At 46.2% G+C, this 11,246-nt stretch carries 13 protein-coding genes and 2 pseudogenes; 9 read left to right on the top strand and 6 right to left on the bottom strand.

Going from position 1 to position 11,246, the window contains the following annotated elements:
- Nucleotides 1-99 precede the first annotated feature (99 nt).
- Both DWY55_RS19465 and DWY55_RS19470 read left to right on the top strand, forming a co-directional pair.
- Nucleotides 100-492, top strand: coding sequence for a MobC family plasmid mobilization relaxosome protein (locus DWY55_RS19465; protein ID WP_005868789.1), 393 nt, complete (start codon nucleotides 100-102; stop codon nucleotides 490-492).
- Nucleotides 489-1,436 (top strand): relaxase/mobilization nuclease domain-containing protein, encoded by a 948-nt coding sequence (locus DWY55_RS19470; RefSeq protein ID WP_005868790.1) that lies wholly within the window; start codon nucleotides 489-491, stop codon nucleotides 1,434-1,436. The genes DWY55_RS19465 and DWY55_RS19470 overlap by 4 nt, the downstream gene beginning before the upstream one ends.
- A 21-nt stretch (nucleotides 1,437-1,457) precedes the next feature.
- Here the strand turns inward: DWY55_RS19470 and DWY55_RS19475 are convergent, their stop codons facing one another.
- Entirely contained in the window at nucleotides 1,458-2,117 is a 660-nt protein-coding gene (locus tag DWY55_RS19475; protein ID WP_004329304.1) for a helix-turn-helix domain-containing protein, read from the bottom strand.
- Nucleotides 2,118-2,179: 62 nt separating this feature from the next.
- On the opposite strand from DWY55_RS19475, the gene DWY55_RS22095 reads away from it, so the two are divergent.
- The gene (locus tag DWY55_RS22095) at nucleotides 2,180-2,329 is read left to right on the top strand and encodes a hypothetical protein (protein ID WP_004329303.1); all 150 of its coding nucleotides are present in this window, start codon (nucleotides 2,180-2,182) and stop codon (nucleotides 2,327-2,329) included.
- A gap of 47 nt (nucleotides 2,330-2,376) precedes the next feature.
- Here DWY55_RS22095 and DWY55_RS19480 read toward each other — a convergent pair whose 3' ends face one another.
- A complete protein-coding gene (locus tag DWY55_RS19480; RefSeq protein WP_004329302.1) occupies nucleotides 2,377-3,276 on the bottom strand; it encodes a helix-turn-helix domain-containing protein in 900 nt (299 codons plus the stop codon).
- A 130-nt stretch (nucleotides 3,277-3,406) separates the two neighbouring features.
- Here DWY55_RS19480 and DWY55_RS19485 point away from each other — a divergent pair, with 130 nt between their 5' ends.
- The 4 genes and pseudogenes from DWY55_RS19485 to DWY55_RS19500 all read left to right on the top strand — a co-directional run.
- Nucleotides 3,407-4,183: an MBL fold metallo-hydrolase gene (locus DWY55_RS19485; protein WP_004329300.1), complete on the top strand. Its 777-nt coding sequence runs from the start codon at nucleotides 3,407-3,409 to the stop codon at nucleotides 4,181-4,183.
- Nucleotides 4,180-4,850 (top strand): annotated as a pseudogene (locus tag DWY55_RS19490) (radical SAM mobile pair protein A). Before DWY55_RS19485 ends, DWY55_RS19490 begins: the two are co-directional and overlap by 4 nt.
- Nucleotides 4,847-5,722 (top strand): radical SAM mobile pair protein B, encoded by an 876-nt coding sequence (locus DWY55_RS19495; protein ID WP_004329298.1) that lies wholly within the window; start codon nucleotides 4,847-4,849, stop codon nucleotides 5,720-5,722. The pseudogene DWY55_RS19490 and the gene DWY55_RS19495 overlap by 4 nt, the downstream one beginning before the upstream one ends.
- Nucleotides 5,723-6,214, top strand: a pseudogene (locus DWY55_RS19500) (sensor histidine kinase); the annotation flags it as partial.
- A gap of 274 nt (nucleotides 6,215-6,488) precedes the next feature.
- Here the strand turns inward: DWY55_RS19500 and DWY55_RS19505 are convergent.
- From DWY55_RS19505 to DWY55_RS19515, 3 genes are all read right to left on the bottom strand, one after another.
- A complete protein-coding gene (locus DWY55_RS19505) occupies nucleotides 6,489-7,127 on the bottom strand; it encodes a recombinase family protein (RefSeq protein ID WP_007564634.1) in 639 nt (212 codons plus the stop codon).
- A 241-nt stretch (nucleotides 7,128-7,368) separates the two neighbouring features.
- Nucleotides 7,369-8,205, bottom strand: a complete 837-nt coding sequence (locus DWY55_RS19510; protein WP_007564633.1) for a virulence RhuM family protein — start codon at nucleotides 8,203-8,205, stop codon at nucleotides 7,369-7,371.
- Between the two features lie 3 nt (nucleotides 8,206-8,208).
- Nucleotides 8,209-8,538: a hypothetical protein gene (locus tag DWY55_RS19515; protein ID WP_007564632.1), complete on the bottom strand. Its 330-nt coding sequence runs from the start codon at nucleotides 8,536-8,538 to the stop codon at nucleotides 8,209-8,211.
- A 286-nt stretch (nucleotides 8,539-8,824) separates the two neighbouring features.
- Between DWY55_RS19515 and DWY55_RS19520 the strand changes: the two genes are divergently transcribed.
- Together DWY55_RS19520 and DWY55_RS19525 are read left to right on the top strand one after the other, a co-directional pair.
- Nucleotides 8,825-9,583: a ParA family protein gene (locus DWY55_RS19520; RefSeq protein ID WP_007564630.1), complete on the top strand. Its 759-nt coding sequence runs from the start codon at nucleotides 8,825-8,827 to the stop codon at nucleotides 9,581-9,583.
- A 4-nt stretch (nucleotides 9,584-9,587) separates the two neighbouring features.
- Nucleotides 9,588-9,845, top strand: a complete 258-nt coding sequence (locus DWY55_RS19525; RefSeq protein ID WP_005648607.1) for a hypothetical protein — start codon at nucleotides 9,588-9,590, stop codon at nucleotides 9,843-9,845.
- Nucleotides 9,846-10,033: 188 nt separating this feature from the next.
- Here DWY55_RS19525 and DWY55_RS19530 read toward each other — a convergent pair whose 3' ends face one another.
- Nucleotides 10,034-11,176, bottom strand: coding sequence for a fimbrillin family protein (locus DWY55_RS19530; protein WP_120178288.1), 1,143 nt, complete (start codon nucleotides 11,174-11,176; stop codon nucleotides 10,034-10,036).
- Between the last annotated feature and the right edge of the window lie 70 nt (nucleotides 11,177-11,246).

The following is an 11,246-nucleotide window of genomic DNA, read 5'->3' on the forward strand; positions in this document are numbered from 1 at the left end:
GGTATGATACTGCGTATTGTCTCAAGTCGCATTGTGGGGTAAGGGGATGTTGTAGGCAGAAGTGGGTGTTTCTGCCTCAATTTATCTGATAATTCAGTAATGAGAGGACGTGTACACGCAAGAAGGACGTTGAAGGGCTTAGTTGCGGATTTGAGGCAGGTAAGAAAATACAAAGAATTAACAGCAACCGAGAAACTGAAATACCGTATCGCAGTGAAAATGACGGCAGCCGACTACTTCCGCCTGCTGACACGATCGCATGAGGCGGGCGTATCACCAAGCGAGTACATGAGGGAATGTTTCCGTAACGGTCATGTGAAAGAACGGCTGTCGGAGGAACATGCCGGATACATCCGCCAACTCTGCGGCATGGCTAACAATCTCAACCAGCTTGCGCGTAAGGCAAACGCCGGAGGCTTCCACGATGAACGGTGGGACTGCAAGGTGGCAGTGGCAAGGATTCATGAACTTATAACCAAGATAGGGATATGATGGCGAAAATCGTAAAAGGAAGCGACTTCAAGGGTGCGGTGGATTACATCATCGACAAGAAGAAGGATACGCAGATAGTAGCAAGCGAAGGCTTGTTTATGGAAAATCTGGAAACTATCGCCATGAGTTTCAATGCCCAGTCACGGATGAACGATAAGGTGACAAAACCTGTCGGACATATCGCGTTGAGTTTTTCCAAAGAGGATGAGTTACGGCTGACGAACCGTATCATGGCAGGCATCGCGCTTGAATATATGGAACGGATGGGAATCAAGAATACGCAGTTCTTCATCGCCCAGCATTTCGACAAGGAGCATCCGCACGTGCATATTGCTTTCAACCGCATAGACAACAACGGCAATACCATATCGGACAGGCACGAGCGTCTGCGCAGTACCCGCATCTGCAAGGAATTGACCTTGAAATACGGCTTGCATATGGCTGGCGGAAAGGACAATGTCAAACGCAACCGCCTGAAAGAGCCAGACAGGACGAAATATGCGCTTTACGACATCATCAAAATGGAAGTCGGCAGATGCGGCAACTGGAACGTGCTTATCGCCAACCTGAAACGGCAGGGAGTGGAAGTACATTTCAAGCATAAGGGGCAGACCAGCGAGGTGCAGGGTGTTGTATTCTCCATGAATGGCTACCATTTCAACGGCTCCAAAGTGGACAGGCGTTTCAGTTATTCCAAGATTGACGCGGCTTTGCAGCACAACAGATGCAGGGAACGTATGGGAATAACAGCCGGAATATATGAAACGGCTACACCAAGCGCACCGTCCGGCACGGCACAAAGCGAGTTGTTCAACGGCTCTTGGGGATTGCTAAAAAGCAGTGGCTCATCTTATAACACTGCTGATGCGGAAGCCAATCAGGAAATGGTGGATATACTTCGCAGAAGGAAGAAAGTTAAGCGCAAGAGAGGTGTTGGGTTCTAATATTCTGTACTAATCCAATTCTCACGACACTTGCGCTCTATATTCATTCGGAGTGTAACCTACCTCTTTCTTGAACAGTCGGGTAAAATGTTGCGGGTACTGAAAACCGAGATTATAGGCGATTTCATTAACGGTGTCGTCTGTAGATGCAAGTTCCGTCTTGGCTATTTCAATAGACTTGTCATGAATGAAATGCAGGGCGGTTGAACCTGTTTCTTTTTTCAATAAATCACTGAAATAGTTGGGCGAGAGGCAGAGCTTGTCTGCACAATACTGTACAGTGGGCAAGCCTATCCGTTTAGCAGCCCCATCATGGAAGTATTCGTCAAGCAACCGCTCAAATCTTGCGAGGATGTCTCGGTTTTGGTTGTCGCGTGTGATGAACTGACGGTCATAGAAACGTGTGCAGTAATCAAGGAACGTCTTGATGCTGTCTGTGATGAGGTTCTTGCTGTGACGGTGTATCGGATGGTTCAATTCATATTGAATCTTGTGGAAGCAATCCATGATGATTTGCCGTTCTTCCACACTAAGGTGCAATGCCTCGTTTGTCTCGTAGGAAAAGAACGAATATTCACGCATTATCCGCCCGAGAGGTGTATTCCGCAGCAGGTCGGGATGGAACATAAGCAGGTAGCCATCTGGTTGGAACTGCATGCCGTCATCTTCCGCACCGAACACCTGTCCGGGCGCGATAAATATCAGTGTGCATAATTATTCCTAAGTCTGTGAAACCGGAACGCATGAAGCAGAATCTCGACATATTAGACTTCACCCTGTCGGCCGACGACATGGCACGGATAAAGACGCTGGATACCGACAAGCCTTTCTTACTCGGCTCGCACGAAGATCCAGAAATCGTAAAATGGTTCATGCAGTACAAAAACGCCTGAACATCAACAACCATATTTCGATAGCCGCTATCGACTATATTAAGAAGTTATTCGTATATGCCTTTATTGTAATCCGTCATGTACTGAGTAAATGTTTTGCCTGTTTGCTGTTTGAAGAAGCGCATGAGATGGCTCGGATCAGAGAAATTGAAATCATCCGCCATTTCACTGACAGTGCGGTTGGAGAATAGCAATTCGTTCTTCAGTTCCTCAAGCAGACGTTGTTTTATCAAATGGGTAGCTGATACTCCGAATTGGGCTTTTACTGAGTTATTGAGTGTGATGCGACTGACATGAAGCATGTCTGCATATTCCTGCACCCGCTGGTGGGTGCGGATATTCTGTTCCAACAAGTCCTTGAACCGAAAAGCGAAATTGTTTTTAGCAATTTCAGCGGGCAAGCAATAGGCGGCAGCGTATGTACGATTGATAATCAGCAAAAGATAATATAGTAAGGAAACAATGATATTGTACGTATCGGACACTGGATTCATCAGCTCATACTTAATCTTTCCGAGCAGCCGCATATATTCCTTCATTTCGTCATGTGTGGCATTGATGTAAGGCGGCGTATCTGTCTGGTAACAATACAAAAGGCGAAAAACGAAGAACTTGTCGGCGATAAAAGTACGCATGAAATCTTCGCGGAATATAAGGAACGTGTAATCCAACGCCGTCTCATCTACATGCCACTCTTGTTGCTGATGGGGTGAAAGCAGGAGAACCATGCCGTCGCGCAGTTCAATCTTGCGGAAGTTCAGTAGCAAATATCCGTTTGCCTTACGGAAAAAGTAGAAGCTGAAGAAGTCTGTCTTAAACCGCTTGTTTTCTGTCAGCACAAGTCCGATGTCCTTGTTTATGGCAGTATTGATGTAAAAATCCACGCCGCAGCGTGTCTTGTTGAACGGTACGCTGACCAGTCGATCAGGGTTGATTATCTCGTCCATATCCTTGTCGTTTTTGCAAAGATAATAATTTCATTTATCAAAATGGCATAATTACCGTTTTTTCAGGCATAGATGTTTCGCCGGATTCTTCCGAACTTTGCACCCGTAATCAATAACAAGACATATAGTCATGAAAAAGACATCTACAGTACAATTGGTGCGCAATGCCACCTTGAAAATCAGGTATGCGGGACACACCATGCTAATTGACCCCGTTTTAGCCGACAAAGGCACTTTGATATCGGCCCTCGGTGTGAATAAAACACCGAGGGTACACCTCACCATTCCTATTCAGGATATTATCGGAGGCGTGGACATGGTGCTCCTGACCCACAATCACATCGACCATTACGAGCCGAGTGTCCCCACACATTTGCCCAAAGAAATTCCTTTCTACGTTCAGCCCCAGGACGCGGACGCCATCAGAAACGACGGATTTACAAATGTGATACCCATCGAAGAAATAAAAACAATAGACGGCATATCCATTTACCGCACGACCGGACATCATGGTTTCGGGCAGATCGGGCAGATGATGGGACCTGTATCAGGTTATGTGCTAAAAGCCGAGGGCTTCCCGACCGTTTATATAATGGGTGACTGCCGATGGGAAGCATGTATCCGAGACACCGTGGAACGGTTCAATCCTGACTATATCGTGGTAAACTCCGGAGGTGCAATCTTTCCCGAATTTTCCAAAACGGACGGTCCTATCATCCCCGACGAGAACGAAGTGATGCAGATACTTGACGAATTGCCTTCGCATATCAAGCTGATAGCCGTACACATGGATGCCATCGACCATTGCCAGACCACCCGTGCAATTCTGCGCAATGAGGCAACGCATCACGAAGCCGACATGAGCCGGCTGATTATCCCGGAGGACGGAGAAACAGTTGTGTTATGAGTGTCTGCATTAAATCCCTGATAAAAAACATGAACATAGTGGTAGGGTGCACTATAGGATGCCCTTACTGCTATGCCCGTAACAACTGCCGCCGTTTCCACATTACCGACGACTTTTCCGTGCCTGAATACATGGAACGAAAACTGCGCATCATCGATACGTCCCGTCCTCATGTGTGGGGCTCATGACAGGAATGAGCGATTTCTCCGATTGGAAGCCTGAATGGAACGCAGAAATTTTCGAGCGGATCAGCAGCAATCCCCAGCACGCCTATATCTTTCTGACGAAGCGCCCTGACAAAATCAGTTTCTCCTCTGACGACGAGAACGTATGGATGGGCGTGACCGTTACGCGCAGTTCCGAGAAAAGGAGGATTGATGATTTGAAAAAGAATATCAAAGCACGACACTACCATGTCACGTTTGAACCTCTCTTCGATGATATCGGCGAGATTGATTTCGAGGGAATTGACTGGATTGTCATAGGCACAGAGACCGGAAACCGAAAAGGAAAGTCATATTCGCGCCCCGAATGGGTGCTTAGCATTGCAGAACAGGCAAAGGCTCATGGCATACCGGTGTTCATGAAAGAGGATTTGCTGCCGATTATGGGCGACGAAAGAATGATTCAGGAATTGCCGGAACAATTTACCAGACGAATACAATGAATATGGATACAATAAAGGAAATAGATGTAAAGAGTGTAATGACCAAATCCTCTCTGCCGGTGGGAGGATATTCGGTCAACCCTTATGTAGGGTGTCCCCACGCCTGCAGGTATTGCTACGCATCGTTCATGAAACGGTTCACCGGGCACACCGAGCCGTGGGGTACGTTTTTAGATGTAAAAAACTGGAAGCCGATAACGAATCCTCATAAATACGACGGTGAACGTGTTGTAATAGGGTCTGTGACGGACGGTTACAATCCGTATGAAGAAGAATTCCACCGTACCCGAAGGCTGCTCGAAGAGCTGCGAGGAAGCGATGCCGAGATTATGATATGCACAAAGTCCGATCTTGTCCTTCGCGATCTCGACCTGTTGAAGAGTTTTCCCAAAGTGACTGTGTCATGGTCTGTCAATACGCTCGACGAGCAGTTCTGCGCAGATATGGACAACGCCGTAAGCATTGAACGCCGTCTGAAAGCGATGCGTCAGACATACGAGGCAGGTATCCGCACCGTATGCTTCGTCTCGCCCATATTCCCCAGAATAACAGACGTAAAGGCAATAATAGAGGAGGTAAAAGATTATGCTGATTTAATCTGGCTTGAAAACCTGAATTTACGCGGGCAGTTCAAAGGCGGGATAATGACGTATATCCGTGAGAAGTATCCTGACCTCATACCGCTTTACGAGGAAATTTACAATAAAAAAAGGCTTGAATACTGGCAGGCATTGGAGCAGGACATTTCAAATTACGCCAAGGAGCAGGGCTTCCCGTATCGTATAAACGATCTGCCATACGGACGCTCGGAAAAAGGCAAACCTGTCATCGTAAACTACTTCTACCACGAAAAAATACGATTGACAAAATGAGGCTATGCCGGACTGATGCAGAAAAGTTGTAGCGCGGATAAAAGCACCATGTATGTGGATAATATCCGGCAATCTTCCGAGCGTATGCGGGAGATGCTCAACACGCTGCTGGATTTCTTCCGTCTGGACAACGGCAAGGAGCAACCCAACCTTTCCCCTTGCAGGATTTCCGCAATCACGCATATTCTTGAAACGGAGTTCATGCCCATTGCCATGAACAAGGGGCTGACTTTGATAGTGGAGAGCCACACCGATGCGGTGGTTTTGACCGACAAGGAACGTATCCTGCAAATCGGCAACAACTTGTTGTCAAACGCCATCAAGTTCACGGATAACGGTAGTGTATCATTGGCAGCGGATTATGATAACGGTTTGCTGAAACTTATCGTTGAAGATACCGGTACGGGCATGACCGAAGATGAGCAACAACGAGTATTCGGTGCATTTGAACGTCTTTCAAATGCCGCCGCAAAAGACGGCTTCGGATTAGGCTTCCTGCAACCAGCCGTTATCCAACAGCCGGGTTAAATGCGTCCTCCCTATCTCGGCCGTCCCTTGCAGGACGACACAGCGGTCTTTCTCCTGGAGCTTTCTTAATTCCTCCAGTGAAGCCGCCATTTTCTCCGCCATTGTTGCCATAACCGTTTTTATTTAGATTCTGATTATTTTCGTGCAAATACTCGTTTTTAGACACGTGTAAATACTCGTTTTTAATTATGTGCATTTACTCGTATTTGTTGCAAAAATACAATATTTGTTCCGATAATCAGCTACTAATGAAGTCTTTTTTTACTTGTTGTATCGTCGAAACGGCCTTTCCCGTGAGCTTCGCCACGTTCCGGATCGAGTAGCCTTTCTTTAACAAGGCGATCGCCTCCCGGTATTCCTCTTTCCTCTGTTCGGCCGTTTTCCGGCTTCCCGGCTTCCGTCCCAGCCTGCCCCCTTTCTGGATGTACAACTCCCGTCCGCTATTAAGGCGGTCGATGATCCCCTGGCGTTCGATCGCGGCCAGTTCCCCCAACAGGGTAGTGATCAGAGAGGACAAGGGGTTTACCGTCTTGTCCGGCCGTAACGTTTCCAGGTTCAGGTTTTGAATATACACGCATATTTTATGCGTGTGCAGCGTATCGAGTGACTTTAGGATCTCCAGGGTTGAACGCCCCAGGCGTGAGATCTCGGTCAGCAACAACATATCCACCCGGTTCTGCGGATCTGTGCAGTATTCCAGGCAACGGCTTAAAACCGGGCGTTCGATATTGGCCTTTCGTCCGCTTATCTTTTCCTCAAAGACCGCCGTCACCTCGTACCCCCGTCCGGCTGCGAACCTCTCCAGATCGACAACCTGCCGTTCGGTCGATTGCCTGGCCGACTGCGAGCTTACACGTGAATAAATAACCACATTCATCCCTTTTGCTTTTGTTCTTCCTTATCTATTGTTTTAATCACCTTATCCACCTCTTTCAAGGAGGCATTATTTCCGGATCTATCCAAAAAAGAAATTCGCTAATTAACCTATAATTACTATCTTTGCATTGTAATGCTTGGTAAAGCCTCTGTTATCAAAACACGTAACCAAGTCAAGGATATACCCGTTCATCAAGAACGGGTTTTTCTTTTGCGACAGCCCATTCATAAGACAAAGGATATTATAACAGGTCAGTAATCACAGCCGCCGGAATATCCAGCTTTGAGAAAGCGAACATCTTTTTCCCCAGATCCTTTAACGAGGCTCCGATATGGTACACGTCCGTTTCATCAACGATCAGGAAACGGTCGTGACTGTCCCGGTACGTCCTGATGTCGATAGGTGGGTACTGGCTGTTATGCCTGTCAAGATCAAGTTGGAGTTGCTGCGTGATACGCTGGGTGTAAATGGTGGCCGAGACACCGACGCTGCGTTTACTCAACATGAGCAAGACCGTTTCGTCCACATAGTTGTCGATAAGCACGATCGAACGCCTGGCCGACTTTACCAGATCGGTAGCGAACTTGTACGCATCGAAAATCTGGCCGTTATAAAAAATGCCTTCGACCGGGGGCAAGGCAGTACGCACAAAAAAATCTATCTTCTCGGTATGTTGAGCGACAGTCCTTTCAAGTTCTGACAAACGTTTATTAATGGAATACCCTTTTAAAAGATAGTCCTTTAAAACCTTATTCGCCCATTGCCTAAATAAAATACCTCTTTTACTATTGACACGAAACCCAATGGATATGATCGCATCCAAATTGTAATAAGTCAGATTGCGCATCACTTGCCGTTTGCCTTCCTGTCGAACTGTTCGGAAATCCCGAACAGTTGAACTTTCCTCTAATTCTTTCTGATCATATATGTTTTTTATATGCTCGCTTATATTTGCTTTGCTGGATTGAAAAAGATCCACAATTTGCGCCTGTGTCAGCCAAACGGTTTCATCTTCCAGCCTCACTTCCAACTTGACCGCTTCATCCGGCTGGTATAATATGATTTCTCCCTGTTCCATTACTTATTTACCTTTTCTTAATTCATCAAGCCTCTGCATCGCACCGCTGAACTTCTCACTAAACATCATATCATCGGGCAAAACAAACCAGGTGGGAATACCTCTCGACTGTGGATTACCTATACATTCATCTTGCCCGTTCTGTTTGCGGTAATCGTCCCATTCACTATAAGCGATGTTCCAACGAATACCTAATTTATAGGTATTTTCCCATTTAATAATAGCCAGTGAATAGGCCGGATCATCTTTGCCGTCATAAATCACTTCTACAACTTCAACCATCCCTTTAGGGGAATTTATAAACTTCGGATTTTTATACGAATAAGTGCTCATGTCTTTTATTTTTTATTTATAGCACACAAAGATACTCAAAAACAAATATATACATATATACATACGTATGATTAACGTATAAAAACATTTATGGTTATTCTAATCTTTGATTAATTCCGGTACAGAAACAAAACGTACCGAAAGGTGGAAACCGGATTTATTTCGGTACGCTTCCCCGATCGGCACAAAAAACACGCAAAAAACGAAAAATACTACTTTTAGTATTTTAGTATATTAGTTTTTGACTATATTTGCGGACATGACAACCATTTAAAAAACTGAATTTATGAGCAAAGCAAAAGTAATCTCCGTATTGAATCACAAAGGGGGAGTAGGAAAGACTACAACCACGATCAACCTGGGCGGCGCGTTACGTCAAAAAGGGTACAAGGTTCTTTTGATCGACCTTGACGGACAAGCCAACCTGACTGAATCGCTGGGCTTCTCTGCGGAGCTTCCCCAAACGATCTACGGCGCGATGAAAGGCGAATACGACCTGCCGATCTACGAGCATAAGGACGGCCTTAGCGTCGTTCCCTCCTGCCTGGATCTCTCGGCCGTTGAAACGGAGTTAATCAACGAGGCCGGGCGGGAACTTATCTTAGCCCACCTTATCAAGGGCCAAAAGGAGAAATTCGATTATATCCTGATCGACTGTCCCCCCTCGCTGTCGCTGCTCACGCTTAACGCACTGACGGCCTCGGATCGGCTGATTATCCCGGTTCAGGCTCAATTCCTGGCAATGCGTGGAATGGCCAAACTTATGCAGGTCGTCCACAAGGTGCAGCAACGTTTGAACTCGGATCTTTCGATAGCCGGGGTTCTGATAACCCAGTACGACGGAAGAAAGAACCTGAACAAGAGCGTTTCGGAACTGGTACAGGAAACATTCCAGGGCAAAGTGTTCAGCACCCATATACGCAACTCCATTGCGCTGGCCGAAGCCCCGACACAAGGGCAGGATATTTTTCACTATGCCCCCAAATCTGCCGGGGCAGAGGACTACGAAAAGGTATGTAACGAACTGCTAACAGAAATAAAGTAACCATATGGCAAAGAAGAACGATTTAAAAAACAGTATGTCGGCCGGGCTGACCGGGGGATTAGACAGCCTGATCCAATCCACGGCCGGGCAAAAAGAGGCTCAAAAGCCGAAGAAAGCGAAAACCGTGCATTGTAATTTTGTCATGGACGAAACCTATCACCAGAACTTAAAGCTGATCGCGATCCGCAAAGGCGATTCGCTAAAATCGGTATTGCAAGAGGCTATATCTGACTACTTGGATAAAAACAGTTCCCTGCTATAACAGCGTATCGGGAATATACAGGGCAAACACTCCACAAAAGAAATTCTCCAGGAAAAAGGTACGCAAAAAGCACCCCTACACATCAAAAAGTATATTGAAAATGCGATTCCCTATAAAGAACCCGTTGGCAGGATTAATCTTGCGTATGTTTAACCTGCCAACGGGTACGATATTAATAAACGTTTGGATTAAGGTTGGGGTTGGACGTTTACGTCTTTATCTGCATCAACCCAGCCTGTTGTCTCTGCATCAAACTGGATCGGATTCAACACAGCCACTCCCTGATCAGTATAACCACCACCGAAAATCAACGTGTAGATATGACGCTTGCCCGCTACCCATGTATCTCCGAACGGAACATAAATTGTTCCGTAACTATCTGCTGAACCCAACAGATAACCTCCGGACTGCTGGATTTTGCAGGTGATCGACAGGTAACATTGATGCGCACCGTCGGCTTTTATCTTGGTATTGGTGGCTTCTTCGGAAACTTTCCATGCTGTCAGCTTCTGTGGTATATTCAGCATAGGAGTTTTTTCGGAAATATCGGTAGCTGTGGTATTACTATTGACCTCGATGGATTTGCCTTGCACTACGGTAATAAAACCTCCTCCTGTAGAGCTTTCAGGCCAATCACCCACAGCCCAACTTCCCGTTCCATCGGCTGTCGCAGGCAATGTGTAGACGCCGCCCATTTTTACATTAAAAATCTTGATGTCCTTTATATTCACCTGCATGTTATCGTATTCGGTCTTTGCTTTGAATACGACCTGTGACAGAATATGCTTGAAGTTAAATTTCACTACTCCGTTGTTCTTGTCTTTTGTCCGGCCTTTGGCTATGGCATACATCACGTCGTAGTTTTCATGAGCATTGATACCAGATCCATACTCATCGGAGCAGGAATAAGTTATCTTTTGAGTATCCTTGGTGGCTTCCCACATATAACTCCACTGCATGGCTTCATCAACCGTTCCGGGATTGAACGCGTAAAAGTCCAAAGGCTCGGTAGGCCAATAACGAAGATCGCCCGCATTTTTATAATCCCACTTATTATCTTTGTACACGATATTCACTCCGTCATGTCCAAATTCCGTGTCGACCTTTCCCATGAAGGCAGTACCATCCGCCGTAAAAGCGAACACGTCGAAATCGGTGTTCTTCAAGTTGGTGTTGGTAGTAGGGGTAGCCCTCGTTTCCGCCGCATTACTTAACACGTTAAAACCAATCGCATTTCGTGAGGAGGTTTCCACATTCGCAATCTCCTCGTCTGAGCAACCCATGAGTAGTGCTCCAAAGATTGCCCAAAGCATTACTGTACTTTTTTTCATAAATAAAAATAAATTAGGGACTGTCGTTAAATTCCGTCATTATGAGTCAATCGGCAGACTGTCCCGGTAA

Origin of the sequence: Bacteroides sp. AF25-38AC, assembly GCF_003602995.1 — a bacterium.
Lineage (GTDB): Bacteria > Bacteroidota > Bacteroidia > Bacteroidales > Bacteroidaceae > Bacteroides > Bacteroides uniformis.